A 25978-nucleotide genomic window follows, 5' to 3' on the forward strand; every position below is an offset into this window, starting at 1 on the left:
CATGGCACACACCATGCAAATTCCTCCCATGAAACGCATGACGTAACCAACCAAGAGAGTTGATGAAAATGAGATACGTTTCCTTCACCTGCTTCTGTATTTTCATGGTTTCCGGATTCTCACCCCCGCAAGGCAGGACAAGCATGCCGAACCTTCGGTCCGAAATCACGTAAACAGGCCCATCCTGCTCCGCACAGCATCCGGCGGAAATTCCGGTCCGCTTCCGGACCGCCGGATGCCTGCGGTTTTCGGCATGTCGCAACAGCAGCCCCAAGAGGACAGCACCTTGAAACATCGATACTTCCCCATAGCAAGCGCAACGGCCATCATGCTGGCCGTTGCCCTCGCAGTATATCTGACCCCGGCCACGGCCCGGGACAATCCGACCCGCGTGATTCTGGACAACAATGGCGGCAGAGTGATCTTTGCTCATGCCGTGCATGCTTCGGAATACGGATACGAATGCACGGACTGCCATCACGACGACACGGACCAAAAGCGCCCGCTTGCCTGTTCCGCCTGTCACCCTGCGGCTCACGATCAGGAGTACCGAATCGGACATCAACGCAGCTTCTCCACAGAAACAGCCTGCCTGCGATGTCACGATGCGGCTCCCCACGCACCTCTGGTCGATTCCGAACGCCCTGACGCGGAATGCATTCCGCTTCGGGCCGACGCCTTTCATGGTCAATGCATCGAATGCCACGCCGCCGACGGCGGTCCGGACGGCGACGACTGCTCCACCTGCCACGCGAGGTAACGCCAATGCTCTCCATCAACTACTCCCTGAAAACCGACCCGAACAGAGTCATCAGGCCAATTCCCGCGCCGTCCGAACTCAACATGCGCGTGCGCAATCTCGTGCTGAAGACCGGAAAAGGCAAGACCGTGAAACGCGGCGAACTCATTGCCGAGCACCCGGCTCGCACGGGCAGGACGCACCACGCCGCGGCATCCGGCAAGATAACCAAGGTCACCTACTACCATCTGTCCATCAAGTGTGACGGCAAGGAAACCGACGTTGCTCCGGTCAACGTGGCTGCCATGGGGCCGGGCAAGGAACTCATGCTCACCCTGCAGGACCTTGGACTGGACATGACGCAGCTCTCCAGAGCCGACCTGCTGGTCATCAACGGGCTCAATCCCGAGCCCGGCATATCGGTTGCCGGACAGCTTCTTCAGACCGAATCGGACATTCTGGAAGCGGGCCTCGGCCTTGCCGAAAAAATCATCATGCCCGTGCGCACGGTTCTGGCCGCGCCGTCGAGTTCCTGCATCCTGCCCGGAGCCGAGACCATGAAGGTGGAGGCCAAGTATCCGAATTCCCTGAACGCGCTCACGGTCAAGGCCGTCACAGGCGAGGAATATCCGGACAACACCCGGGTGCTGAGCCTCATGAATCTCTATGAACTGGGGCTGGTGGCCCTGCGCGGCCTTCCGGTCACGGACACAATCATGACCATCAAGGGCAGAAACTACCGCGTGCCGGTGGGGACGCCCATCAAGCACCTGCTCAGCGTTCTGGAAATCCCGATTTCCTCCGGAGACAAGGCCGTGCTTGGCGGCCCGTTCCGGGGCGAAGCAGTCTACAGTCTGGATGAAGGCGTGAAAAAGGGGGACTACGGCCTGTTCGTGATCCCGGCAGACGAATTCCCGCCCATCGAGGACGCAACCTGCATCAATTGCGGAGAATGCGTACTGAACTGCCCCGGACGAATCCAACCCAACCTGATCAGCCGATATGCGGAATTCGAAATGTTCGAAAAGGCCGAAAAGTGCGGCCTGCACAGCTGCCTTGAATGCGGTCTGTGCTCGTTCAACTGCACGGCAAGACGCCCCCTGCTCCAATACATCCGGCTGGCAAAGGAACAGTTGAAGGCCCGAGGACAGGCCGAAACCGTTCAAGGCGCAAACTGACAACCCGTTCGAACAAAAGGACGAGCCACATGAATCCTCCCATAGTCAAAGCCATGTCCGACATCACGGTCAGGCTCACCGTGTCGCCCGCACCGCACTGGCGGAGCAGGCGCACCGTGCTCAAGATGATGCAGGCGCACCTGCTCGCCCTTGCCCCGGCCGCGGTCATGGCCGTGGGCATGTACGGCCCGCAGGCATTGGCCGTGATCGGATTGTCCGGCTCCGTGGCCGTGATGACCGAAGCCGTCTGTCTTCGGTTGCAGGGCCGCCCCGTGACAGTGGATAATTTCACGGCCCTGTACGATGGCATTCTTTTCGCCTTTCTGCTCCCGGCCACGGCACCATGGTGGCTGGTGACCATCGGCGCCATGCTGACCATTGCCCTGGGCCGAACCGTATTCGGCGGCTACGGCACGAACCCGGTCTGCGCTCCGCTGGTGGCATGGGCATTCTGCCGCCTGTCCTGGCCACAGGCCATGGATATCGACCTGAATCTGGCTCATTTCCTGAGCAACGCGCCCCTGGACCAGCTCAAGCATTTCGGCGTGGCCAGCCTGAGCCAGTTCCACTACATGGACCTGTTCATCGGCAAGCAGCTCGGCGGACTGGGGGCCTCACAGGTTGCGGCCCTGCTGGCCGGAGGACTTTGCCTGATCGGTGCCGGATGGGTACGCGCCTTCATTCCCACGGCGTTTCTCGCTGGCGTTGTGGCAACGTCCGGCCTGTTCTGGCTCATTGATCCGACGCTGTACGCGGACCCCATGTTTCACCTGCTGGCCGGCTCCACGATCTTCGGCGCATTCTTTCTGGCACCGGACGTGGCATCCAGCCCGGTGGGCATGCTGCCGCAAATCCTGTTCGGACTCATAGCCGGTACTCTTGTGGTCATCATCCGGGTCTACGGTGTCTATCCGGACGGCGCACCGTTCGCCATCATGCTGGCCAACCTACTCACCCCGCTGCTCGACCATGTGCATCCCAAGCCTTTCGGAGCGAAGTAGTCATGCGCGAAATACTCCACATGATCATGGTGCTGTCCCTGATCTGCGCCGGTTCCGGCGCTCTTCTGGTCAACCTGAAAATATCCACCAAGGACAGGATCGAGCAGCAGGTGCTCACCTATGTCCAAGGACCGGCCCTGCTTTCGGTTCTGGCGGACCGCGACAACGATCCCATTGCCGAACGGGCGACAATCGACGACGTGACCGTCTTTCCGGCCATGCGGGACGGCAAGCTCGTCAGCATCGCTCTGGAAGCCTTTGCTCCCGGCTATTCCGGCGACATCGGGGTCATGGTCGGCTTCGACGTGCACAAGGATGTGCTCGTGGGCATAGGCATCACCACGCAGACCGAAACTCCGGGGTTGGGAAGCCGAATCGCTTCCCCGTCCTTTACCGACCAGTTCAAGACGAGAAATCCGGCTTCGGTGGACCTTGCGTCACGAGGCGGGAACATCGACGGCATCTCCGGTGCCACCTACTCCTCCGGTGGCACCGTGAATGCCGTACAGAAGGCGTATGAAATGTATCGTGCCATCAAGCCGAAAATTCTGGAACGCTGGCAGACATCATAGGAGCCGCCCATGCATCGCATATTCAAGGAATTCATCAAGGGATTGTGGGCCGAACTGCCGCCCTTCCGCGTGCTTCTCGGCCTGTGCCCCACGCTGGCAGTGACATCGACCGCGGAAAACGGTCTGGGAATGGGACTGGCCGTGGTTGCGGTGCTGACCATGTCCAACATGATCATTTCACTGCTGCGCAAAACCATTCCGGCCAAGGTGCGCATAGCCTGCTTCATCGTTGTCGCCGCCTCCCTGGTGGTTGCAGTGGAGCTGCTCATGCAGGCATACGCCTACCCGCTCTACCAGAAGCTGGGCATCTTCGTTCCCCTGATCGTGGTCAACTGCCTGATTCTGGGACGCGCCGAAGCCTTTGCCTCCAAGAACGGCGTGCTGGTCTCCATTGCCGATGCCCTTGGCATGGGCCTCGGATTCACCGCATCCCTGACCTTTCTCGGCGGCCTGCGCGAGGTGCTGGGAAGCGGCACGCTCTTCGGCATGCCGGTCCTGTGGGAATCCTTTCAACCCGCCGGACTGCTGGTCATGGCCCCGGGCGCGTTCATGGCTCTGGGCGTGATTCTGGCATGCATGAATGCCCTGAACAGACACCTCAGCCGCAGAAAGGGCGAAGAGGCCCCGGAACCGCTGAACTCGGCCTGCGCTTCCTGCGGCGCATGCAACCCTCTTCCCCGAGACTAGAAGGAGCAGAAAGTCATGGAATATTTCCTGCTGTTCATCTCCGCGGTATTCATAAACAATATCGTTCTGGTTCAATATCTGGGCACCTGCCCGTTCATGGGCACGTCAAAATCAACCGACGTAGCGCTGGGCATGGGCAGTGCCGTGATATTCGTCATCCTCATGGCCACGTCCATCACATGGCCCCTGCATCAGTATGTGCTGAAGCCGTACGGAATCGAATATCTTCAGACCATCGTCTTCATTCTGGTCATAGCCTCGCTCGTCCAGTTCGTGGAGATGTTCCTGAAAAAGCTGATCCCGCCGCTCTATCTCTCCCTGGGCCTGTTTCTCCCGCTCATCACCACGAACTGCGCGGTGCTGGGCGTGGCGATCATGGTGCAGCGCAGCGAATTCACGTTCCTGAAGTCCATGGTCTACGCCCTTGCCTCGGGAATCGGCTTCACCATTGCTCTGGTCATCATTTCCTCTCTCCGGGAGAGAATGGACATCGCCCCGGTTCCGGCCGCGTTCAAGGGCGTTCCCATTGCCCTGATCACTGCCGGAGTCATGTCCCTGGCCTTCTTCGCCTTCAAGGGCATGGCCGCATAACCGAAGGAACAAAGGATACGTCATGGTCACATCATCCATTCTGGTCCTGTTCGTTCTGGGCCTGACAATGGCCGCGATTCTCGCAGCGGCTTCACGCATCCTGCATGTGGAGGAAGATCCGCTCGTTGCAGAGGTGGAAGCCTGCCTGCCCGGAGCAAACTGTGGCGGCTGCGGATATCCCGGTTGCTCGGCAGCAGCGCGGGCCGTGGTCAACGGAGAGGCCGAACCCAATGTCTGCGTTGCAGGCGGAAACGACATCGCCTCGCAGATAGCTTTGGCCATGGGGGCAGAGATTGCCTTCAAGGAGCCCAAACTGCCGCACAGCATCTGCACGGGCGGGTCTCGCGCCAATCAGATATTCGATTACGAGGGTATTCACAGTTGCCGCGCAGAAGCCCTGCTCTACGGCGGAGACAAGATATGCGGACTGGGCTGCATCGGCATGGGCACCTGCGTCAAGGTCTGCCCGTTCGACGCAATCCGCCTGAACAGCGACGGCCTGCCCGTAGTGGACCGCAACGCCTGCCGCTCCTGCGGAAAATGCGCAGAAGCCTGCCCGACCGGAGCCATCCGGCTCAGTGGCATGACGCAGGACCTGCTGCATCTCAACAACAACGGCGACTGCCTGTCTCCCTGCATGCAGAAATGTCCGGCACAGGTGGACGTCCGCACCTACATAGCCCAGCTCAAGCGGGGAGACATGCGTGGCGCGCTTCTGACCATCAAGGAACGCAATCCGTTCCCGCTGGTCGTGGGCAGGCTCTGCCCCGCGCCCTGCGAAACCATCTGCCGCCGCAACATTATTGGCGACGGCGTGGCCATCCATACCCTGCAACGCTTCGTGGCGGACTGGGAAATGAATTCCGGTTCACGGGTCAAGGTGGATTGCAATCCGCCGACAGGCCACCGCGTGGCAATCATCGGCAGCGGTCCGGCAGGACTGGCATGCGCCTATTTCCTGCGCCGCATCGGCCACGAACCTGTGATATTTGAAAAAAGGGAACGGATAGGGGGCCTGCTCAAGGGCGTCATTCCGGAATACAGGCTGCCCGCAAAGGTCGTGGACTGGGAAATCCAATCCATACTGGACCTCGGCGTGTCCGTGAAAAACAGAATGGAATTCTGCCGGGACTTCACGTTGCATGATCTGGAAACTCAAGGGTACGAAGCTGTTTTTCTGGCAACAGGGGCCTGGCAGGTGCCCCCCCTGGCTATCGAAGGCAGTAATGCGCACGGCGTTGTCTCAGGCATCGACTTTCTGTACGAGGCAGGTCGAACGCTCACCAGCCTGCGCGGAAAGAAGGTCGTGGTGGTGGGCGACAGCAACACGGCCATGGACTCCCTGAGCAGCGCCATACGCCTCGGTGCGGACACCCATGCCCTGATTCCGTGCATCGAACGCAAGATGGCAGCCAACAAGAATGAAATCAGGCGTGCAATGGAACTGGGTGCCGATCTCATGCTGCTCACGGAACCGATGCGCATCATGACCAGAGATGGCAACGTGTGCGAGATCGAATACCGTTCCCTGCAATACGACGATCCAGCCAAGGCCTCGGGCACGCCCAAGCCTGTCCCCGGTTCGGAAGCCGTGATGCGTGCCGATCTGATCATCGTCGCCACGGATCGGCTGGTGGACACTTCCCCATTCGTGGATGAAACCGGCGCGCCCCTGTTCGAAATGGACAGGAAGACCGGAGGCGTCAAGGTCGACCCGATCACCCTGCAAACCAGCATCCCGCACGTGTTTGCCGGTGGCGAGGTGCACACCGGGCGCAACTACGTGATACAGGCCGTTGCGGACGGTCGCCGCGCGGCTCGCGCCATCCACTTCCTCGTGACCCGGGGGGAAATCCCGGCCCCGGAGCAGCCCCAGCTCCGCGTCATTCCGGAAACCATTCTCAAGGACGTGCACATCACCTACACCATTCCGCGCATCAAGGTGCCGGAAATATCCATCGAGGAGCGCAAGTCCACGTTCAAGGAAGAGGTCAAGGGCGGCATTTCCTTCGAGGCGGCCCGCAAGGAAGCCAGCCGTTGTCTGCGTTGCGGGCTTACCTGCTACGATGCGGAGGCCGGTGCCGAATACGCAGTGGACGAAGACGTGCAACCCTTTGCAAAAGCCGCAAACAATTGATCCATTCCCACAGACACGGGCCGCCCCGATCGGGGCGGCCCGTGTCATTCAGTCAAAAATCCGAAAAGAATCGCGATTCCGATTCACTCCTCTTCCGGGAGTTCCTCGAACCTGGGCACAGCCTCCAATGCCGTATCCCAGTTGGCCTTTCTCGAACAGTAGATGTGCCCTTGAGGCTGGATCGGCACATCGGTGTCAAGGCTCCCGGCAGGCACGACCAGCAGGGCCCCATCCATCTGCACGTTGGGAAGCGCCGACCCGCAAACAGTGCAGAAACTCCTGACATGACCGGTGGAATTGAAATCGAAGGTCCTGATGCACCCCTCACCCGACAACCACCGGAGTCTTGCGGAAGCGGAAAACAGATTTGCGGCATGAGCCGATCCGGTATCCTTTCGGCATCGTTCGCAATGGCAAAGATAGAAACTCTCGAAAACCCCATCAACTTCGAAACGAACTCTGCCACAAAGGCACGCCCCGGAATGTTTCACGACATATCCTCCTGTTCCGTTTGTCTCCATGACCTGATCAGTTGACGAAAACGCCTTCCCCGGACGTTTCCCGAAAAATACAGGCTCATGTGGAATCCGCCTATTCGACGTCGAGCAGCCGAAGGTTGGAAACCATTCCCAGTTCATTGTGAAGGTGTTCCTTGAACCGCCTTTCCGTGAGAGTCTCCGCCTTGTTCTTCAACTGGACGCACGCAATGGTGTTTTCCAGTCTGCCGCCCGATGCTGCAATGGTGACAATCGACCTGTTTGCGATCTGTTCGCTGATGAAATGGCTGACAATGACCCCAAGGCCCATATCCGCTTCAATGGCTGAAATGATCGCCCCGGTGTTATCCGCAACAAACACCATGTTCAAAGCTGGAGGCGTACTTTCGAAATGCAGCCTGAACCAGCTGTGGAACAGGGCAAGGTCCTTCTTGTACCCAATGTACTGAAGTTTGACCAAATCATTGTAATCAATTCCGCGCACATTTTCCTCATAGTATTTTCTGGAGCAGGCCAGAACGAATTCCTCCCTGAGAATCGGCACGATATCATAGGCGGCCCGACCGCCCGGCGTATTCAGAAAAATCGGCAGGATGTCGATGTACGCAAAATCAAGCTCGGCTCTGGAAAGCTTGCCGAACAGATGGTTCGGATCGCCCAGCTCAAGGTTGAACGTCACATTCGGATATTGACGACGAAACGATGCCGCGATTTTTGGCATGTATCTTTTCCCGAACTCGGCGGGAACGCCAATGCGAAGTTCGCCGGAAGGTGTTTCAAGTGCCGCGTTGAGATCCCGAACACCACCTTCAAGCCGGGTCATGAAATCCTCGACAATGGCATACAGCTTGTGGGCAGCGGCCGTGGGGACCAATCGCCTGTTGACCCGGGTGAACAGAGCGGTCTGAAGCTCCTCCTCCAACTTCTTCAAATGCTGACTGACACCGGATTGCGTAATGTGCAGTCGCTTGGCCGCTTCCGTGCTGCTCTGCTGGCCGTACACATGATAAAACACCTTCAACCTGTTGAAATCAGGAAGCATGCTTTTCTCCATATACATCATTAAAACTAATCAAAATGCGTAGTAATATTAATTTTACTTACTAATCGACTCCACCCTATTGTGCAAGCCAATTCGCCAAGTCTGGCGCAGGAGTCATTCATGAAAATAGGCATAATCGCGGCCATGGACGAAGAACTCGTCCAGTTGACCGCGCAACTGGATCAAAGAAGCGACATGCGAATCGGTCAATTCGATTTTCATGTCGGAAAAATCAACGGAATCGAGGTCATATTGTCGCGGTGCGGCATAGGCAAGGTAAACGCCGCAGTGGGCGCAACCCTGCTGCTGGAAAAATTCAAGCCGAACTACCTCATCAACATCGGGGTGGCTGGCGGCTTCTCCAATGAAGTCAACGTCGGCGACGTGGTCATATCCTCCGAGGTCCGGCACTTCGATGCCGATGCAACGGCATTTCAATACGAACTTGGACAGATTCCGCAAATGCCGGCGAATTACAAGGCCGACAGCAACCTCCTGCGCATAGCGGGCAAGGTCAAGTTGGGCGATACGAACGTGGCGGTGCATCAGGGAGCCATCCTTTCGGGCGACACCTTTGTTCACACGCCGCAGCACATCTCCTTTCTGGCGGAAAAATTTCCCGAAGCCATGGCCGTGGAAATGGAAGGGGCCGCCATCGCACAGACCGGATTTCTCTTTGACATCCCGTTCATCCTGATCCGCTCCATCTCGGACAGGATTCGCGATACGGACAACAAGTCCGTCTACGAAAACAGCCTGAACAAGGCTGCGGAAAGTTCCGTCAGAATGGCGCTTGGAATACTTCAAAGCATGAATTGAGGAGCACGAAAATGAAACGGATTGCAAGCTTTCAAATCGACCACACGAAGCTGAAGCGAGGCGTTTACGTCTCCCGCAAGGACACCCTCGGCAACGCGACAGTGACCACGTTCGACATCCGAATGAAGGAACCGAACAACGAACCCGCACTTTCTTCGGCGGCCGCCCATGCCATCGAGCATCTTGCGGCAACCTTCCTGAGGAACCATTCCGAATACGGACAGAAAATCGTGTACTTCGGCCCAATGGGCTGCATGACCGGCTTCTATCTGCTGCTCGGCAGCGATCACGAATCGGAGGAAATCGTCCCTCTCCTCCGGCAACTGTTCCGATTCATGGCGGATTTCGAAGGCAAAATCCCCGGCGCCTCGCCCGTCGAATGCGGCAACTGCACGTTCATGGACCTTGCCAAGGCAAAACATGAAGCCGATAAATATCTCCGCGAAGTACTCACCGACATTCAAAACGAAAACCTGACCTACCCCGCATAACGCGGGTATATTCGAAAAAAAGAATCGCCCACCCGAAATTTCTCATTTCAGGTGGGCGATTTTCTCATTTCGAGTGACAACTTGCACTGAAAACGTTGTCACGGTAATCCTCCGGTAATCTTCCCATTTCTAAGGGGCCTGAAATAAGAGGATTACCTGATAACTTCGAAGTGCATAGCGGGAATATCAATCATGAAAGCTGTTTTCGACACTACATTTTTTTTCGAACAAAAATTCGACTGGAAAAGCAGGAAGAACCTACTGTTACAGCAACTCCATGCCGACGGACTCATTGAAGTATATATACCTGAAGTGGTGGACAGAGAAATTCAAAACCACCTTACCCAACAGGCGAAAAAGGCCTTTGCTTCCATCAAAAAACAATTCGACAACACCCCCGCAATTGCTGTGTCCAATCTAGAGCCGATTAAAGCTATGGTGATTTTTTTTCAGAGCAGAGAAAGCAAAAACAGTTTGATCTCCAGAGTAATTGAAGAATATGAAGAATTCAAACAATTATTAGATGTTACAATAATACCATTGGCATGCGAAAGAAGCACTAACGTCTTTAACGATTATTTTTCGTTGAAGCCGCCTTTTGAAAATAAAGAACAAAAGAAAAATGAATTCCCCGACGCCTTTGCAATTGAATCCACGAAGGCTTTCTTTGATGAAGAGTACCACGTAATCTCAAGAGATAAAGGCTGGCAAAAGGCCTTCAAAGATGAAAAAAAATGCACATTTTTTCTAGAGTCTGGCCCCTTCTTCTCCCACATTGAAAAAATGCTAGTTGAAGCCGCTAGACTTCGCAAAGCCCATGCGGTGATAGAACAGCACTTCTCTCCGATACGGGAACTATTCGAAGAGCGATTTCCCAACCATGGATTCATGGCAACCGATGTCCCCGATGAATACGTGGATTCAGTCGAGGTTAATCAAGTCGACTTAATCAACTTCTTTATTGAGGAAGCTGACGACGAATATATAATATTTTCAGCTGATAGCCTAATCACATATACAGCCAACATTAGCTATAGCGATCCAGATTCATGGTATAAAGATGACGAAACCAAAGAGGTCTTCTATTGGGAAAAGGTTGAAAACGATGAAGTAGTAAATGAAATTCAAGTTGGGGGACGTTTCACATACGCTTTGAACCCAGACTCTGGAGAGTTTGAAGGACTGATTGACTGGGAAACTGATATCCCTGATACAATCTACTTTGAAGTTCAGAATCACGATTGCTTCTAAATTAAACCTTCAGATTTCATTTGTATACCTCGGTGTATACCCATTTCCACAAAAGAAAAAAACAACCACTCAAGACAGACCTTGAGTGGTTGTTTCTATTTTTTTGGTGGAGCTGGAGGGAATCGAACCCACGACCTCTTGAATGCCATTCAAGCGCTCTCCCAACTGAGCTACAGCCCCACGTCGTTGGGAAAGTCAATCTGCGGAAAAACCGTGCCGGTGTCAACAGGAAATTTCATTTTTTTCAAAATTTTCGTTAGCAACGGCGCGATGATACCGGACAAGCCATTGGCAAACGGGCATTCTGTGCCGATCTATTGTGACAGTTCAGGCAAAACTCCCCTTTTTCCGGGCTTTACCTTCCCGGGCAACCCGAGTAGAGAAAAACCCGGTATGACCATTTCCCGCATAGCCTGCATCAGTTCCGGGACGGAACGCGCCGACTCGGCCCTTGCCCGTCTCAGTGAACGCTACGATTTCGTCCCCGTGGAAAAAGCTCAGGCCATCGTCGTGCTCGGCGGCGACGGCACCATGCTGCACACCATGCATGTCCATCTGCGCCTTGGTGTGCCCATTTACGGCATGAACCGGGGCACTGTCGGCTTCCTCATGAATTCCTACAGCGAGGACAACCTGCTGGAACGGATCAATGCGGCCGAGGCGCACAGCCTCCACCCATTGGAAATGTATACGGAAACAGTGGACGGCAAAATATTCAGTGCACTGGCATTCAATGAAGTGGCCCTGAACCGCCAATTTCAGCAGTCCGCACATATCCGTGTCAGCGTGAACGGCAGGGTTCGACTGAAAAAGCTGGTCTGCGACGGCATCATGGTGTCCACCCCGGCGGGGAGCACGGCCTACAATCTTTCCGCACACGGCCCGATCATTCCGCTCGGGTCCAACGTGCTGGCCCTGACCCCGGTCAGCCCGTTCCGGCCCCGACGCTGGAGCGGAGCCCTGCTTCCGCACACGGCCACGGTCCAGTTCGACATACTGGAACCGGAAATACGTCCGGTCGGCGTTTCCGCGGATTCCTTCGAAGCACGAAATGTAATCCGGGTCACGGTTCAGGAAAAACACAATCCCTGTGCCATGCTGCTGTTCGATCCGGGACACTCTCTGGAGGAACGCATTTTCAACGAACAGTTCAGCTCCTGATCATGGCCGAAAACGATCTCGTCCTCGGCCTTGCCGCCGGATACCACTGCGGTGATGTACGCCCGTTTCTCGTCTCTCTTGCGCAAAGCGGTTTTCAAGGCAGGTGCGTGCTGTTCGTCTCGAACACGACCCGTGATCTGAAATGCATGGAGGAACTCGGGGCGGAAGTCATTCCCTTTGACCGTCCGGACAGGGCTGGCCACGTGCCGTACAATGCATGGCGCTATTTCCTGTACCGCGATTATCTGGCCGCCCATCCGGAATGCAATGGGCGCATTCTCCTTTCCGACGTACGGGACGTCATCTTTCAGAGCGACCCTTTCTCCCATGCCTGGGGCGCAGGCCTGAACGTCACACTGGAAGACAGACGCATGACCATCGGTGCGTGTCCGTACGCCTCCCGCTGGATAAGCGGCCACCTCGGCGAATCGGCATGGAAAACGCTTCGCGAACGCAACATTTCCTGTTCGGGAACCACGCTGGCGGACCGCGAGACCATGCTCCAATATCTGGACGTGCTGACCGAACTTCTGCTTCCCTTCACGCCGGGCAAGGGAATGAACGGCTATGACCAGGGCGTGCACAACCACATCGTGCACAATCGGCTGCTGCAATGTTCGCAGCACGACAATTCCGGCCCGATTCTAACGCTGGCCTACAAAAAAGGCGAACCGGAAACGGATGCCGACGGCGATGTTCTCAACGACAGCGGCAGCAAGGCGACAATCGTGCACCAGTACGACCGCAAGCCCGATCTGTTCAGGCAAATCCGCACACGCTACATGTGATTTCAATCCGGATTTGCGCATTTCTCCGGGACAAGATAGTATTTCCCGGTAAAACCATGTTACAAAGCAGTGTCCGAGCCATCGGACCGTATATGCATTATACTAAAGGAACCAAATGAACGATCAATCACAAGAAAACGGAATCGGCCCAACCGAATCCGAACAACAACTCGACCTTCTTCCCGAGGTGTCCTTCGAGACCCTGCCCGCACCGCTTCTGGAAGCATGCGAACGAGCGGGCTGGAACGACCTCATGCCCGTACAGAAAAAGGCACTGCCCTACCTGATTCAGGGCAAGGACGTCATGGTTCAGGCCCGGACCGGCAGCGGCAAGACCGGCGCATTCGTGCTTCCGCTCATCCACAAGATCGACCCGGCCAAACCGCACTGTCAGGCCCTCATTCTGGTGCCCACCCGCGAACTGGCCCATCAGGTGGGACAGGAAGCGCGCACCCTTGCCGGAGAAAACGGCCTGCGCGTTGTCGAAGTCTACGGCGGCGTTGGCTACAAGCCCCAGATCGACGCATTCAACGAGGGCGCGCATCTGGTGGTCGGCACACCGGGCCGCATTCTCGACCATCTGGAGAAGCGCAACCTGACGCTGGACAAGCTGCAAGTGCTGATCTTCGACGAGGCCGACCGCATGCTGTCCGTAGGCTTCTACCCGGACATGAAGGAAATCCAGCGCTACCTGCCCAAACGCCTGTTCGGCGCCTTCATGTTCTCGGCCACGTATCCGCACGCAGTCCTGCGCCTTGCCGAGCAGTTTCAGGACAACCCGAAAATGCTCAGCCTGTCCGGGGATCAGGTGCACGTGGCCAACATCGAGCACGTGTATTGCGAAGTTCCGGCCATGGGCAAGGAACGGAATCTGGTTCGACTCATCGAAACGGAAAACCCGACCTCGGCCATCATCTTTTCCAACACGAAACGGGACGTGGAGTTCATCACCCAGGTTCTCAAGAACTTCGGCTATGACGCCGAAGGACTTTCGTCCGACCTGACCCAGAGCAAGCGCGAAAAGGTGCTGGCACGCATCAAGTCCGGCCAACTCCGCTTTCTGGTGGCCACGGACGTGGCAGCACGAGGCATCGACATTCACGAACTGTCCCACGTTTTTCTCATGGAACCGCCCGAGGACCCGGAATCCTACATTCACCGGGCTGGCCGCACAGGCCGCGCCGGAGCCTCTGGCACGGTCTACACCCTTGTGGACGTGATCCAGAAGGCGGAACTCGGACGCATCGGCGTCAAATTCGGCATCGATTTCGTGGAAAAATCCATTCCCACGGACAAGGACGTTGCCGAGCTGGCCGAAACCCGACTCACGGCCCTGCTTGAAAAGAAGAACCGGGCCGTGAAACCCATCGAACGCGAACGCATTTCCCGCTACAAGGACATGGCGAAGCGTTTCGGCGAAGACCCGGACACCGCATTTCTGCTCGCCATCCTGCTGGACGAACTGTATCAGCATACCTTGCATGCCCTTCCCCAGCAGCCGGAAAGCACACCAACCCCCAAGCCCTCCCAGACCGAGGAAAAACGCAAGGCCAGACGCAAAAAGCCGAAACCCAAAAGCGAAAAGAGTCAGCCCCAGCCGCAGGAGTCCAAGATTCCGGCCGAATCCAGGCCCGAGAAACCGCAGCAGAAACCACAGCCGCAAAAGACCGAGCCGAAACAGCTGGAGAAATCAGGGGAGCAGGCTCCCAAACAGCCCCGGAAGCAGTCCGAGGGACAGCAGAAGCCCGCTCCCAAACCTGCCCCCAGACAGGCCCAAGCCGCTCCGGCAGACGATGAGCCCAAGCCAAGGCCAAGACGCCGCAGGCGCAGACGCCCTCGTTCCTAGAAAGCAGACAAGCCCCCGTTCCGGGGGCTTTTTCATTGCCCCTGTTGCCGTCAACCCTCCGCAATGGTACAGGATTCAGCGAGTTACGCGCATTGCAAGGAGAAACCATGCACTTTTCATTCGCCACGTCATCCAGAATTCTTTTCGGCCCCGGTGCAGCGTCCGATCTGCCTGAACAGGCTGCCGAACTCGGGCAACGAGCCTGTCTCGTGACCGGATCGAAGCCGGAACGACATCAGGCGCTGATCAAAAAGCTGCGCTCAACCATTGAAATTCCCCTCACCATCCCGGTTGCGGAAGAGCCGAATACGGATTCCCTGATCAAGGCCGCACGGCAGGCCAAGGCCGAATCGAACGACATGGTGATCGCCGTGGGTGGCGGCAGCGTGCTGGACACGGGCAAGGCTCTTGCCGCGCTCCTGACCAATCCCGGCGACCTGTTTGACTATCTGGAAGTGGTGGGCAAGGGACTTCCGCTGACCAGCCGCCCTGCTCCGTGCATTGCCGTGCCCACGACCTCGGGCACGGGAGCGGAAGTCACGGCAAACGCCGTACTGCTGTCGCCCCGACATCAGGTCAAGGTCAGTCTGCGCTCGCCAGCCATGATCCCGGACATCGTACTTGTGGACCCGGAACTCACGCTGGACGTGCCGCCGAGCGTGACCGCAGCCACGGGCATGGATGCCCTGACCCAGCTTCTGGAAGCGTTCGTCACCCACGCGGCAACACCCCTGACCGACGGACTGTGCCGGGAAGGGCTTGTCCGGGCCGGACGTTCCCTGAAACAGGCCTTCGACCACGGCGACGATATTGCGGCTCGGGAGGACATGGCTGTCGCCAGCCTGTTTTCGGGCATGGCGTTGGCCAATGCCAAACTCGGCGCAGCGCACGGCTTTGCTGCTCCGCTCGGCGGGGAATTCCACGCCCCGCATGGCGCGATCTGCGCGGCCCTGCTTCCCGGCGTCATGGCCGTGAACATCCGCGCGCTCCGGGAACGCATGCCGAACAGTCCGGCCCTTGCACGCTATGCCGAGGTTGCTCGCATCCTCACGAACACTGCCGATGCAACGCCTGAAGACGGCATCGCCCGAATCAAGCAGCTCTGCCTGCACATGAACATCCCCGGACTGAGCGCCATGGGCGTAACGGAAAAGGACTTCCCCAATCTGGCGGAAAAGGCGGGCAACGCCAGTTCCATGAAGGGAAATCCCATTGAGCTGACACGGGACGAACTTCTGGAAATTCTGCAACTGGGGGACTGACATGACCACAAAGCCATGCTTCAGACGACTGACAGCCAAAGATGCGGAACAGGCCATGGCTCTGGTGCTCCGCGTATTCGATGAATTCGTTGCACCGGAATTCTCTTCGGAAGGCAGCCGGGAATTCCGCAAATACGCCAATGCGGAAGCGGCATGCGAACGACTGGCTTCGGGCAACATACTGCTTGGTTGCGAAACCGGAGAAGGGTTGGCCGGAATCATGGAGCTCCGAAACAACAGTCATATCGTATTCTTTTTCGTGGACGGCGCCTGCCAACGATCGGGCCTCGGCAAAACGCTTCTGGATCACGCGGTTTCCCTGCTGCGAAAAATCAATCCGACGCTGGCGGCAGTCACGGTCAATGCTTCCCCCAATGCCGTCAAGGCCTACCGCAGATTCGGCTTCCACCCCACCGACTCCATGCAGGAACACAACGGCATCCGCCATCTGCCCATGCAACTGGAAATATGAAAAAAGCGCCCGGCACATCACATGCCGGGCGCTTTTCGCTCCTGCAAATTTCTTTCTTCTATTCGACCCAGCCGTAGGTCCGCTCCACGGCCTTTTTCCATCCCGCGTACAAGAAGGCGCGCTTGCGCTCCTCCATGTCCGGATTCCAGGTCTTGTCTTCCTTCCAGTTGTTGTACAACTCCTCGCGTCCGGACCAGAATCCCGTGGCAATGCCTGCGGCATAGGCAGCGCCGAGACAGGTGGTTTCCGCCACCTTGGGCCGCACCACGGGCACATCCAGAATATCGGACTGGAACTGCATGAGCAGTTCGTTGAACACCATGCCGCCATCGGCCTTGAGCGTCTTGAGCTCCACGCCGGAATCCCTGTTCATGGCCTCCACAATGTCCTTGGTCTGGAACGCAGTGGCTTCCAGCACGGCCCGGGCAATGTGATTGCGGTTGATGTACCGGGTCAGACCAACCATGACTCCGCGCGCGTCCGGCCGCCAGTACGGGGCATACAGCCCGGAAAATGCAGGCACGATGTACATGCCGCCCGTGTCCTCGACCTTGCGGGCGAGGTCCTCGATCTGGGGCGCGGAATCGAACATGCGCAGATTGTCGCGCAGCCACTGCACCAGAGCGCCGGCAATGGCGATGGAGCCTTCCAGACAATAGGACGGCTTGCGCCCGCTGAACTGGTAGGCCAAGGTCGTCACCAGACCATGCTCGGACTTGATGGGCTCGTGGCCGGTATGCATGAGCAGAAAACAGCCCGTGCCGTAGGTGTTCTTGGCCTCGCCCGGAGCAAAGCAGGTCTGGCCCACCAGAGCGGCCTGCTGGTCGCCCACGGCCCCGCATACCGGCGCGCGCGCGCCGAACGGTCCATCCTCGGCCGTCGGCCCCCACGTATTCTCGTCCGAGGAAGGCACGATGCGCGGCAGCCCCTGTGCAGGCACGCCCATGATCTTCATGATTTCCTCATCCCATTCCAGAGTGCGCAGGTCCATGAGCATGGTTCGGCTGGCATTGGTCACGTCCGTGACATGCGCCCCGCCCTTGGGCCCCCCCGTGAGCCACCAGATGATCCATGTCTCGATGGTGCCGAACATGGCGTCCCCTCGGTCGGCCGCACTTCTGGCCTCGGGGATGTTGTCCAGAATCCACTTGATCTTGGGGCCGGAAAAATATGTCGCCACAGGCAGACCGGTCTTGTCGCGAAACCGATCCTGTCCGCCGTCGGCCATGAGTTCCTTGCATATCTCATGGGTACGGGTGCACTGCCAGACAATGGCGTTGCAGAACGGCTTGCCCGTATTGCGATCCCAGACCACCGTGGTCTCGCGCTGGTTGGTGATGCCGATGGCCGCAAGGTCCGATCCCTTGAGCCCGGACTTGGTCAATGCGCCCCGAATCACCTCGCGGGTATTATTCCATATCTCCATGGGGTCATGCTCGACCCAGCCCGGTCTGGGATATATCTGCTCGTGCTCCTTCTGATCCAGCCCCACTATCCTGCCCTGTTCATCGAAAATGATGAATCGGCTGCTGGTGGTCCCGGAATCCACGGCTCCCACGTATTTCGCCATATTTCGTCTCCTTGTGCTCGCATGGGCCGCCTCGGGGCGACACAACGGTTCGATTTCGAGTCCATAGCATAAAGCCGAAATCCCTAAAACCCGGAAAAATCGAAGGGAATGCGGTTCTTCCCCAGTCCGAGACAGTCGGAATCCAATCCCAAAGCCAGCCCGACAAGCTGGGAGATCAGCACGGCAGGTGGTGCGGACCGCAAGGGGTCGCGCCAGTCCAGCCGGTCGCGTTCCGTGTCGAACTGCATTTGGCAATACGTGCATGCCGTGGCCACGATCTGCGCCCCGGCTGTTTGCGCGTCCTCCAGCTTTCGCCGCATCAAGGCCTCGGAAATCACGTCGTCCCTGCCGCGCAACGGATGACCGCAACACTCCAGCCGCAAATCCCAGTTCACGGGCTCGGCGCCCAACGCCGCAACCACGCGCTCGAAGATCGTGGGAGCAAGCGGATCGTCGAATCCGGTCACATCCCCGGGCCGCAAGGCATGACACCCGTAATGGCAGGCCACGGCCAGCCCGGCCAAGGGACGCGATACCCTGCCCCTGAGCGTATCGATGCCCACATGCTTCGCCAGCACCGTGAGCAGATGAAACACTTCGGGCCTGTCCGGCAGAGAAAGCCCGTCCCGATCCAGCAACTCCGCCGTGCCCCCAGCCAGCCGACCGCCATGGGCAAGTCGGGAAACCGCATGCTTGAGACTGCCGAAACAGCATTTGCACGGCGTGAGAATCGACAGGCCCGCGTCCTCGGCCAAGGCAAGGTTGCGCGCCGCGGAATAGATGGACGCCTCGAAGCTCTCATGCCGCACGGGCCAGCCGCAACAGTTGAATTCGATGTGCACCAGCTCGATATCAAGGGCACGGCACACGCTTTCCACAGACAGACCGTACTGGGGCAGATGATGAGCGACCTTGCAACCGGGAAAATATGCGTACTTCATCGCCCTTCCCTCTTTTCCCGCTGTTCCCGAAGCCGGGCCGCAGCCACGTTCCTGAGCTCGTACAGCACGTCCGCCACGGGAATGTTCTGCGGACAATGCTCCTGACACTTGTAGCAGGTGGTGCAGCTCCAGACCATGCGCACGCCCAAGGCCTGATCCTTGAGTCCCATGCGCAGGAGATTCATGATCTGCTGCGGCGTGAAATCGAGATCGCGCGTCGGGTCGCTGCTCACGGCCACGACCGGACACACGCTAGTGCAGGTGGTGCACTGCACGCATGCCCAGTAGGATTCCGCCCTGTCGGCCAGCCCGTCCCCGCCTGTACGCTCGGCCTCGAATTCGCCCATTTCCATGAACGCCGTGGCCCACCCCTTGGGATGCCCCATGCGAATTTCCGCATTCGGCCCGGCAGTGCGCCCCTGAGCCAAATGCTCCCGTGAAGCCATCCACAAGGACTGAAGATCCATGCCGGACGGACAGATATCCGTACAGCGCAGACATTCCGTGCAAATGCGGCTACCTTCGGCGAACAGTTCCAATGCGCGTCCATCCAGTCCGTCCACAGCATGCCTATTCAGCGAACGCAGTTTTTCCGAGGGCAGGATATCCGCATTGCCCAACACGGCAAACACGGGCGCAACGCTGCAATGCAGGCTGCATTCCCCGCACCGGGAACAGGCATCAAGCCCCACTCCCGAGCCAATCCCCGAGGATTCCGCCCTTTCGGCCACATGTTTCCCCTGCCGAACCAGCAGATTCGCCGAAACCGCCACGGGATGAAAGAATTTGCCGAACGGCAGCAGTGCCAACCCCAGAAAGCACAGGCCGAGATGCACATGCCGGAACACCAGATCGGCCCGGCTCGTGTTCATGGCCCGGGCGGTAAAGAACAGTCCCGAAGCAAGACTGCGGGAAACAAAGGCCGATGCAGTATCGGAATGACAGGAGGCACAATTGTCCGCGTCGACCGCCTTTCCCAGATTCAGGAATTCCGGGGAATCCTGGGGGGTCACGGAAAAGACCACGCCGTATTCCCGGGCCCAGAAGGCCCGAAGCGCCTCCATTTCCCGCGCATCATCAAGAAAGGAATATTCCGCGATCATGCGGTCGTACACGGCCTCGGACATGATCTTGGACGCTTCCAAAAAAAGCCGGACACCACAATACCCCCGACAACAAGCAGGAGCGCCCAATCCTGAAACCGGGACAAGGCCCGAAGCCGCGTGTCCGCCAACCGGCGCACCGCGGCCAAAACCACCCCGAACAGCACCAGCGCGCCGAACAGATTGCGCAGGAACTGCCACGGATCAAGCGTGGATTCGTAATCGGAAAACAGGGATGCCGTGACAACCCCGTCCAGGGCATGGAACAACAGCAACCCCATGAAGCCGAAAAGGATCAGGGAATGCGCCAGCCAACGCATGGGCCCGGTCCGGGCGGTGCGGCGAAGCAGAAGGATATCGAAAAGGAACGAGGAAATCGCGGAAAACGAAATCGAAAGGAATCGGCCCGGTCGCAGGGATTCCGGACCGGAATCGCCAGCCCGTCCCCGAAACCATCCGGCCACGCGCCAAACGGTTCCGATCAGGCAGATCATCAGGGAGAGAAACAGGCCGACAGTGAAAGAATCCATACCCCCTCCTGACATGGATCAGGGGCGACCCGGTCCGGCCGCCCGACAAAGGCCAACCCCGGACAATCAGCCGGATTCGGCCATGCAGGCAACAGCCTTGTATGCGGTGGCCACGGCCAATCCGGCCCCGCATTTCATGCGCATCCAGTCATGATGCGCCAATACGGCCCCGGCAGCGTACAGATTGCCGTAGGCCGATTTCCCGGAGTCGTTCAAGGGACGCATGCAGTCGTCCACTTGCACTCCGGCCATGTTCACGGGATGTCCCTGCGCATCGAAGAACCGCTCTTGATGCCAATCGGTACGGGCTTGCGGCTGAATCACGGGCAGGTTGAAGATCGGTTCGAAGACCTTTTTCCTGTCCGTCCGGAGCCCCTTGCCGAAAAAGCGACCCGTGGCCAGAATTGCGGCCCGGGAACGCACGGACAGGTTGTGTCGTTCATTGCCGACGCGAAAAAGAAAGGTGCCGCCGTCCTCACGTTCCCCCTGGATCACCATTTTCTGGGAAAAGGTGTCCGCACCCAGCCCGGGCAACCCGCGATCGAAAGCGGCCCGCAGCCGAGTACCTGCGATGGACGGCGGCAGTGTAGGAATTTCAAATATTCGAAGTCCTGTCAACGACTCGAGATGGTGAATGATTTTCATGGGATCAATCAGACCGAGAATCGCAGGAAAACCGATAAAACAGGCATTGCCGACATGCTCGGCAAGATGTTTCACCAGCTCCTCCCTCCGGGCCGGATCCGCCATGGTCCAGGCCATGTGCTCGGGATACAATTCGCCGCGGCCACCCGGGAAATCGATTCGTACCGTACGCAGATCAGGCCACTGCGGCCCGAGATTCTCCACGATCTGTGCGCCGCTGAATCCCTTGAGACCATGAAAATCCACCAGCAAGGTCGGAGCCTTTTCCTCAAAGGCCACGGTCCCGGCATGCGCGGAAGCCGGGGTGAAAAACGTGCGTTTCACGGTCCCGGCAGGCGTGATGACCGGAATGTTGCGGTCATGGTCGCCGACATAGGGCAGCCCCTGCTCCGCGAGAAAATCCGAAAACTGTTTCAGGGCAATGCGAATCTGCGCTTCCGGCACAAGGGCGTAGGGATGCTCGGGACAATCCCGGACAACAGCCCGGATCGCGGCCCATGGATCATCCCAGCGTCGTCCCTGTTCCACGGGATGCACGCCCATGAGATCGATCAGACCGGTGCTGAAATCAATGCCTCCGGTGGAGCCGGCCAACGCCACGGACCTGCCCCGGGAGGCAGCGAACAGGGCGGCTGCCATGCCCGCGAATCCCGCGCCGATGACCATGACGTCGTAGACGCGCTCCCCGCTGCTCATTCCCCGTCCTCCGATTCGAAATATTCGGGCCGGGCAAGCTCCATATCGAGCATGCCGCAATACAAGGCTTCCTGAAGATCGGCCTGCATGAGCGGCAATCCCCACAGGATCGGGGAAAAACCGCGCCAGCGTCGCTCCACGAATGCCTTGAGTTCGGCAATGCCCCTGTCGCCGGAAAGATGCCCCTGATCGTACAGGTGCCCGGTAATGCGCAGGCCGCAGAATCCGCCCTGACACGGTCCCTTGCCCACCCGGCTGCGCATGCCGATGGCCTTGAGCATGGATCGACCGCGCATGTCGCCCAGCTCCGCAATGATGGCATCCACCACGCTGCGGGAAACCATTTCGCACTCGCAGAGCACAAGGTCGTCCTCGGCCCGTCTGTCCACCCAGTTTCTGGGCGCGCGGCCCGGCTCTGTCCACATGCCCATGGCAGATGCGGGCACGGGTTCGGTTCTGGTTCGGCACGGTGCATCAATGCCGAGTTTGGCACAGACCATGTCCGCAGTTCGCTCGGCCATGAGCCGATAGGTGGTCAGCTTGCCGCCCGTGATGGTCACGAAATTGTCCAGTCCGTCGCGGGCGTGATCAATGAGGGAAAAGCCACGGCTCACGCTGCGAGCGTCCCCGGCGTCACCGGACAGCACCAGAGGCCGCACCCCGGAATAGGCGCGGATGTAGCGCGTGGTTTCCAGAATGGGCATCATGGCCCGGGCGTCCTCGATGATGCGGTCCGCCTCCTCCACTGTGGGACGGCAATGGTCGGGATGATCCACGGTCACGGACGTGGTGCCCAGCACGGACACGGTGCCGCCCGGCACCAGAATGTCCGCGTCCGAAGCCTTGCGCAGCCGGTTCACCACGCGCCGGGAAATGCGGTCCTGCGTCACGAGCAGACAGCCCGAGGAATACAGCAGATCGATATGCGCCCCGGCCATTTCCGCGACCAACCCGGCCCATGCCCCGGCCGCATTGACCACGATCTCCGGTTCCACCACATGCTCGGCCCCGGAATTCCCGTCCACGAAACGAACCCGCCTGATCCTCCCCCCTTCGGTCTCCACTGCCGTGACCCGGGCATTGCGCTGCACGCTTCCGCCCAAGGTCAGGGAATGGGAAAGATTGTCCAGAGAAAGCATGAACGGGTCCACGGCAGCATCTTCGACCGCATAGGCCGCGATCACCCTGTCCGACAAGGCAGGTTCAAGCTCCCGGACCTCGGCAGGATCGAGCTTGCGGCTGGGGATGGAACTGCGAGTGCACAGGGATGGAAAATCGGCGACATAATCTTCATCATCACCCTGCACGGCCACGAACAGACCACCCGTGTCCTCGATGCATTGCGGGGATATCCGCCTGAGAATCTCCCCTTCCTCGCGACATTCCACGGCAGCCTCCATGTCCGAAGCCACATAGCGCGCACCGCTGTGCAGCAGCCCGTGGTTGCCGCCCGAGGCCCCGGCATTGATGTCGCGCTTTTCCAGCAGCAGACAGGGAACGCCCCGCAGCGCGAGATCTCGCGCCACTCCGGTTCCGGTCACTCCGCCGCCGATGATCAGCACTCTTGCTTCGATAGCCATTCTTCCCTTCCCGGAACAGTTCGCGTTCACCCGGAATTTTCTTTTCGGATTGCGCTCGCCGCTTTCGCAATGCAATGAAAATTGCTTCTTCACGATCAGAGCCTGTGCGCGAACAAACAGGAATATGCGTAAAGAACATTGTCTAATGTCCACACGGGTGCTATGGTCACCCAAACACACAACCTTTGGCGCGCCGAGTCAATATTGGACTGTACATTATCATGTCTGTTTGATTCTCGCCATATAAATTTTCTTTTTTGCATCACAAATCACCTTTTTTGTTTTCACATTCGAACATCAAGGAGACATTCCAACAATGCCCGGGCACTCAACCTCTCAATTCGCCGCACACGAGCCCGACACGGCCAAACACGCCTCGGTCAGGAATCGCCACGAGGAAATGGTCACTCTGATTCAGGAATCCGGGTTTGCCACGATCCAGGCACTGGCCGAGCATTTCGACGTCACGCCCCAGACCGTTCGCCGGGACATCAACACCCTGAGCCACAAGGGACTCGTGGAGCGCTACCACGGCGGAGCCGGTCCGGCCGTCAGCACGGAAAACGTGGACTACTCCAACCGCAAGGTGCTCTGCCGCACGGAAAAACGGCACATCGGCGAAATGGTGGCCAGACACATTCCCCACCGCTCATCCCTGTTCATCAACATCGGCACCACCACCGAGGAAGTCGCCCGGGCGCTGATACGGCATCAGGGACTCAAGGTGATCACCAACAACCTGAACGTGGCCTCCACCCTGTGCGGCAACGAGGATGCGGAGATCATCGTGGCTGGCGGTCTGATACGGCACCGGGATCGGGGCATCGTGGGCGAAGCGGCCGTGGATTTCATCGGCCAGTTCAAGGTGGACTACGGCATCATCGGCATCAGCGGCATCGACGCGGACGGCACCCTGCTGGATTTCGACTATCGGGAGGTGCGCGCGGCCCGAGCCATCATCGACAATTCGCGCAAGGTGTTTCTCGTCACGGACCACACCAAGTTCGGACGAAACGCCATGGTCCGTCTCGGCAGCATCGAGGAAATCGACGCGCTGTTCACGGACATGATGCCACCGCAGCCCATCGTGGAACGCATGGAACAGGCGGATGTGCAATTTTTCGTGGCCGACACGGATTGCGGGAATGAAAAATGAGAAAAACAGGAAAAGGGGAGCATGTTTTTTTCTTTTCGGTTGAGAAAGTCCCGTGAAAATGTTATGCGTTTACGACCATAATGTAACCTATTTCGAACAATCTGTTGCCAACCATCGGCTTTCACCAACTGGAGCGTGTGCATGGGGCTTGAACTGGTCAATGTGAACAAGACGGTGGCGGGGGAAGTCCATCTGGCGGACGTGGACCTGACTCTGGATTCCGGGTCGCGTTACGTGATCCTCGGCAGGACGCTGGCGGGAAAAACGTCCCTGATGCGGATCATGGCCGGGCTGGACCGTCCCTCATCCGGCAAGGTCGTGGCGGACGGCGAGGACGTGACCGGCGTATCGGTCCGAAAACGCAGCGTGGCCATGGTCTACCAGCAATTCATCAACTATCCCTCCCTGAAAATCTACGACAACATTGCCTCTCCCCTGAAAATAGCGGGCGCAAGCAAGCCCGAAATCGACCGGCGCGTACGCGAGGCCTCGGCCATGCTGCATCTGGACGACATGCTGGACCGGCTTCCGGCCGAACTTTCCGGCGGCCAGCAGCAGCGGTGCGCCATTGCCCGCGCTCTGGTCAAGGACGTGAACCTCCTGCTTCTTGACGAACCTCTGGTCAACCTCGACTACAAGCTGCGCGAGGAACTCCGCGACGAATTGCAGATCATCTTCAGCCAGCGCCAGTCCGTGGTGGTGTATTCCACGACCGAACCCACCGAAGCCCTGATGCTCGGCGGCCACATCGTAGTCATGGACAAGGGCCGCATCCTGCAGACCGGAACCACCTCGGAAGTCTATCTGAAACCCGCCACCATGAAGGTGGCCGAGGTGTTCAGCGATCCGCCCATCAACTTCATTCGGGCGGACGTGGCCGACAACAGGGCACACCTGCGCATCGGTCTGGATTTTCCCCTGAGCGGGCACCTGTCGGAATTGCAGCCCGGCACCTACCAGTTCGGCATCCGGCCCCACCACTTCAATCTGGACCGGCAGACCCCGGAAGACATCTGCATCGAATCCATGGTCGAGCTCTCGGAAATCAACGGTTCCGAGACCTTCCTCCACTTCCACTACAGGAATCGATCCCTTGTTGCCCACGAACAGGGCGTCCGCTCCCGCAAGGCCGGAGACTCGGTCACCATGTACGTCCGGCCCTGCGATTTCTACGTGTTCAACGAGGAAGGCAATCTGGTCCTGCACCCGGAACGGGATTAACC

Annotated in this window: 25 protein-coding genes and 1 tRNA gene; 17 read left to right on the forward strand and 9 right to left on the reverse strand. The window is 58.3% G+C overall.

All coding sequences use genetic code 11. From position 1 onward, the window contains the following. Window positions 1-286: 286 nt before the first annotated feature. The 7 genes from MPN23_RS05385 to MPN23_RS05415 are packed head-to-tail and all read left to right on the forward strand — an operon-like array spanning window position 287 to window position 6905. Window positions 287-760: a cytochrome c3 family protein gene (locus MPN23_RS05385; protein WP_243546610.1), complete on the forward strand. Its 474-nt coding sequence runs from the start codon at window positions 287-289 to the stop codon at window positions 758-760. 5 nt (window positions 761-765) lie between these two features. Beyond that, window positions 766-1917, forward strand: coding sequence for an electron transporter RnfC (locus MPN23_RS05390; RefSeq protein ID WP_243546611.1), 1152 nt, complete (start codon window positions 766-768; stop codon window positions 1915-1917). A 29-nt stretch (window positions 1918-1946) separates the two neighbouring features. Further along, window positions 1947-2918 (forward strand): RnfABCDGE type electron transport complex subunit D, encoded by a 972-nt coding sequence (locus MPN23_RS05395; protein WP_243546612.1) that lies wholly within the window; start codon window positions 1947-1949, stop codon window positions 2916-2918. A 2-nt stretch (window positions 2919-2920) separates the two neighbouring features. Then, entirely contained in the window at window positions 2921-3490 is a 570-nt protein-coding gene (rnfG, locus tag MPN23_RS05400; protein WP_243546614.1) for an RnfABCDGE type electron transport complex subunit G, read from the forward strand. 9 nt (window positions 3491-3499) lie between these two features. Continuing rightward, window positions 3500-4177, forward strand: coding sequence for an electron transport complex subunit RsxE (gene rsxE, locus MPN23_RS05405; protein WP_243546616.1), 678 nt, complete (start codon window positions 3500-3502; stop codon window positions 4175-4177). 15 nt (window positions 4178-4192) lie between these two features. Beyond that, on the forward strand, window positions 4193-4768 hold the full coding sequence (locus MPN23_RS05410; protein WP_243546618.1) for an electron transport complex protein RnfA: 576 nt from the start codon (window positions 4193-4195) through the stop codon (window positions 4766-4768). A 22-nt stretch (window positions 4769-4790) separates the two neighbouring features. After that, window positions 4791-6905, forward strand: a complete 2115-nt coding sequence (locus MPN23_RS05415) for an RnfABCDGE type electron transport complex subunit B (RefSeq protein ID WP_243546620.1) — start codon at window positions 4791-4793, stop codon at window positions 6903-6905. Between the two features lie 83 nt (window positions 6906-6988). Here MPN23_RS05415 and MPN23_RS05420 read toward each other — a convergent pair whose 3' ends face one another. Together MPN23_RS05420 and MPN23_RS05425 are read right to left on the reverse strand one after the other, a co-directional pair. Then, the gene (locus MPN23_RS05420) at window positions 6989-7543 is read right to left on the reverse strand and encodes a GFA family protein (RefSeq protein ID WP_341540099.1); all 555 of its coding nucleotides are present in this window, start codon (window positions 7541-7543) and stop codon (window positions 6989-6991) included. After that, the gene (locus tag MPN23_RS05425; RefSeq protein WP_243546624.1) at window positions 7497-8444 is read right to left on the reverse strand and encodes a LysR family transcriptional regulator; all 948 of its coding nucleotides are present in this window, start codon (window positions 8442-8444) and stop codon (window positions 7497-7499) included. Before MPN23_RS05425 ends, MPN23_RS05420 begins: the two co-directional genes overlap by 47 nt. Window positions 8445-8564: 120 nt before the next feature. On the opposite strand from MPN23_RS05425, the gene MPN23_RS05430 reads away from it, so the two are divergent. The 3 genes from MPN23_RS05430 (at window position 8565) to MPN23_RS05440 (ending at window position 11005) form a co-directional block, all read left to right on the forward strand. Beyond that, on the forward strand, window positions 8565-9263 hold the full coding sequence (locus MPN23_RS05430; protein WP_243546626.1) for a 5'-methylthioadenosine/adenosylhomocysteine nucleosidase: 699 nt from the start codon (window positions 8565-8567) through the stop codon (window positions 9261-9263). Between the two features lie 11 nt (window positions 9264-9274). Continuing rightward, window positions 9275-9754 carry an S-ribosylhomocysteine lyase gene (locus MPN23_RS05435; protein ID WP_243546627.1) on the forward strand — a complete coding sequence of 160 codons (480 nt, stop codon included), beginning with the start codon at window positions 9275-9277 and terminating at the stop codon, window positions 9752-9754. A gap of 192 nt (window positions 9755-9946) precedes the next feature. Beyond that, a complete protein-coding gene (locus MPN23_RS05440; protein ID WP_243546630.1) occupies window positions 9947-11005 on the forward strand; it encodes a PIN domain-containing protein in 1059 nt (352 codons plus the stop codon). Window positions 11006-11109: 104 nt separating this feature from the next. Here the strand turns inward: MPN23_RS05440 and MPN23_RS05445 are convergent. Further along, window positions 11110-11185 (reverse strand) — tRNA-Ala (locus MPN23_RS05445). A gap of 213 nt (window positions 11186-11398) precedes the next feature. On the opposite strand from MPN23_RS05445, the gene MPN23_RS05450 reads away from it, so the two are divergent. The 5 genes from MPN23_RS05450 to MPN23_RS05470 all read left to right on the forward strand — a co-directional run bounded on the left by MPN23_RS05450 (window position 11399) and on the right by MPN23_RS05470 (window position 16534). Next, window positions 11399-12166, forward strand: coding sequence for an NAD kinase (locus tag MPN23_RS05450; RefSeq protein WP_243546631.1), 768 nt, complete (start codon window positions 11399-11401; stop codon window positions 12164-12166). Window positions 12167-12168: 2 nt separating this feature from the next. Then, window positions 12169-12954, forward strand: coding sequence for a hypothetical protein (locus MPN23_RS05455; protein ID WP_243546633.1), 786 nt, complete (start codon window positions 12169-12171; stop codon window positions 12952-12954). 115 nt (window positions 12955-13069) lie between these two features. Then, a complete protein-coding gene (locus MPN23_RS05460) occupies window positions 13070-14800 on the forward strand; it encodes a DEAD/DEAH box helicase (protein WP_243546635.1) in 1731 nt (576 codons plus the stop codon). A 107-nt stretch (window positions 14801-14907) separates the two neighbouring features. Then, the gene (locus MPN23_RS05465; protein WP_243546636.1) at window positions 14908-16062 is read left to right on the forward strand and encodes an iron-containing alcohol dehydrogenase; all 1155 of its coding nucleotides are present in this window, start codon (window positions 14908-14910) and stop codon (window positions 16060-16062) included. Window position 16063: 1 nt separating this feature from the next. After that, window positions 16064-16534 (forward strand): GNAT family N-acetyltransferase, encoded by a 471-nt coding sequence (locus MPN23_RS05470; RefSeq protein ID WP_243546637.1) that lies wholly within the window; start codon window positions 16064-16066, stop codon window positions 16532-16534. 58 nt (window positions 16535-16592) lie between these two features. On the opposite strand, the gene glpK is transcribed toward MPN23_RS05470, so the two are convergent. The 6 genes from glpK to glpA form a co-directional block, all read right to left on the reverse strand. Then, entirely contained in the window at window positions 16593-18104 is a 1512-nt protein-coding gene (gene glpK, locus MPN23_RS05475; RefSeq protein ID WP_243546638.1) for a glycerol kinase GlpK, read from the reverse strand. An 83-nt stretch (window positions 18105-18187) separates the two neighbouring features. Next, the gene (locus tag MPN23_RS05480) at window positions 18188-19045 is read right to left on the reverse strand and encodes a CoB--CoM heterodisulfide reductase iron-sulfur subunit B family protein (protein WP_243546639.1); all 858 of its coding nucleotides are present in this window, start codon (window positions 19043-19045) and stop codon (window positions 18188-18190) included. Next, on the reverse strand, window positions 19042-20190 hold the full coding sequence (locus MPN23_RS05485; protein WP_243546641.1) for a 4Fe-4S dicluster domain-containing protein: 1149 nt from the start codon (window positions 20188-20190) through the stop codon (window positions 19042-19044). Before MPN23_RS05485 ends, MPN23_RS05480 begins: the two co-directional genes overlap by 4 nt. Continuing rightward, window positions 20145-20678, reverse strand: a complete 534-nt coding sequence (locus tag MPN23_RS05490) for a hypothetical protein (RefSeq protein ID WP_243546643.1) — start codon at window positions 20676-20678, stop codon at window positions 20145-20147. The genes MPN23_RS05485 and MPN23_RS05490 overlap by 46 nt, the downstream gene beginning before the upstream one ends. 66 nt (window positions 20679-20744) lie before the next feature. Further along, window positions 20745-22019: a glycerol-3-phosphate dehydrogenase subunit GlpB gene (gene glpB, locus MPN23_RS05495; RefSeq protein ID WP_243546644.1), complete on the reverse strand. Its 1275-nt coding sequence runs from the start codon at window positions 22017-22019 to the stop codon at window positions 20745-20747. Beyond that, window positions 22016-23599 (reverse strand): anaerobic glycerol-3-phosphate dehydrogenase subunit GlpA, encoded by a 1584-nt coding sequence (gene glpA, locus MPN23_RS05500; protein WP_243546646.1) that lies wholly within the window; start codon window positions 23597-23599, stop codon window positions 22016-22018. The genes glpB and glpA overlap by 4 nt, the downstream gene beginning before the upstream one ends. Before the next feature lie 316 nt (window positions 23600-23915). Between glpA and MPN23_RS05505 the strand changes: the two genes are divergently transcribed. After that, the gene (locus MPN23_RS05505; RefSeq protein ID WP_243546648.1) at window positions 23916-24755 is read left to right on the forward strand and encodes a DeoR family transcriptional regulator; all 840 of its coding nucleotides are present in this window, start codon (window positions 23916-23918) and stop codon (window positions 24753-24755) included. Between the two features lie 141 nt (window positions 24756-24896). Next, entirely contained in the window at window positions 24897-25976 is a 1080-nt protein-coding gene (locus MPN23_RS05510; RefSeq protein WP_243546650.1) for an ABC transporter ATP-binding protein, read from the forward strand. Window positions 25977-25978: the final 2 nt, after the last annotated feature.

The sequence above is a fragment of the Pseudodesulfovibrio tunisiensis genome (assembly GCF_022809775.1).
Lineage (GTDB): Bacteria > Desulfobacterota > Desulfovibrionia > Desulfovibrionales > Desulfovibrionaceae > Pseudodesulfovibrio > Pseudodesulfovibrio tunisiensis.

Coding starts and splice junctions, on each gene's coding strand:
- MPN23_RS05390 (WP_243546611.1), top strand. CDS start 766: ATGCTCTCCATCAACTACTCCCTGAAAACCGACCCGAACAGAGTCATC.
- MPN23_RS05395 (WP_243546612.1), top strand. CDS start 1,947: ATGAATCCTCCCATAGTCAAAGCCATGTCCGACATCACGGTCAGGCTC.
- rnfG (WP_243546614.1), top strand. CDS start 2,921: ATGCGCGAAATACTCCACATGATCATGGTGCTGTCCCTGATCTGCGCC.
- rsxE (WP_243546616.1), top strand. CDS start 3,500: ATGCATCGCATATTCAAGGAATTCATCAAGGGATTGTGGGCCGAACTG.
- MPN23_RS05410 (WP_243546618.1), top strand. CDS start 4,193: ATGGAATATTTCCTGCTGTTCATCTCCGCGGTATTCATAAACAATATC.
- MPN23_RS05415 (WP_243546620.1), top strand. CDS start 4,791: ATGGTCACATCATCCATTCTGGTCCTGTTCGTTCTGGGCCTGACAATG.
- MPN23_RS05420 (WP_341540099.1), bottom strand. CDS start 7,543: ATGAACTGGGAATGGTTTCCAACCTTCGGCTGCTCGACGTCGAATAGG.
- MPN23_RS05425 (WP_243546624.1), bottom strand. CDS start 8,444: ATGCTTCCTGATTTCAACAGGTTGAAGGTGTTTTATCATGTGTACGGC.
- MPN23_RS05430 (WP_243546626.1), top strand. CDS start 8,565: ATGAAAATAGGCATAATCGCGGCCATGGACGAAGAACTCGTCCAGTTG.
- MPN23_RS05435 (WP_243546627.1), top strand. CDS start 9,275: ATGAAACGGATTGCAAGCTTTCAAATCGACCACACGAAGCTGAAGCGA.
- MPN23_RS05440 (WP_243546630.1), top strand. CDS start 9,947: ATGAAAGCTGTTTTCGACACTACATTTTTTTTCGAACAAAAATTCGAC.
- MPN23_RS05450 (WP_243546631.1), top strand. CDS start 11,399: ATGACCATTTCCCGCATAGCCTGCATCAGTTCCGGGACGGAACGCGCC.
- MPN23_RS05455 (WP_243546633.1), top strand. CDS start 12,169: ATGGCCGAAAACGATCTCGTCCTCGGCCTTGCCGCCGGATACCACTGC.
- MPN23_RS05460 (WP_243546635.1), top strand. CDS start 13,070: ATGAACGATCAATCACAAGAAAACGGAATCGGCCCAACCGAATCCGAA.
- MPN23_RS05465 (WP_243546636.1), top strand. CDS start 14,908: ATGCACTTTTCATTCGCCACGTCATCCAGAATTCTTTTCGGCCCCGGT.
- MPN23_RS05470 (WP_243546637.1), top strand. CDS start 16,064: ATGACCACAAAGCCATGCTTCAGACGACTGACAGCCAAAGATGCGGAA.
- glpK (WP_243546638.1), bottom strand. CDS start 18,104: ATGGCGAAATACGTGGGAGCCGTGGATTCCGGGACCACCAGCAGCCGA.
- MPN23_RS05480 (WP_243546639.1), bottom strand. CDS start 19,045: ATGAAGTACGCATATTTTCCCGGTTGCAAGGTCGCTCATCATCTGCCC.
- MPN23_RS05490 (WP_243546643.1), bottom strand. CDS start 20,678: ATGGATTCTTTCACTGTCGGCCTGTTTCTCTCCCTGATGATCTGCCTG.
- glpB (WP_243546644.1), bottom strand. CDS start 22,019: ATGAGCAGCGGGGAGCGCGTCTACGACGTCATGGTCATCGGCGCGGGA.
- glpA (WP_243546646.1), bottom strand. CDS start 23,599: ATGGCTATCGAAGCAAGAGTGCTGATCATCGGCGGCGGAGTGACCGGA.
- MPN23_RS05505 (WP_243546648.1), top strand. CDS start 23,916: ATGCCCGGGCACTCAACCTCTCAATTCGCCGCACACGAGCCCGACACG.
- MPN23_RS05510 (WP_243546650.1), top strand. CDS start 24,897: ATGGGGCTTGAACTGGTCAATGTGAACAAGACGGTGGCGGGGGAAGTC.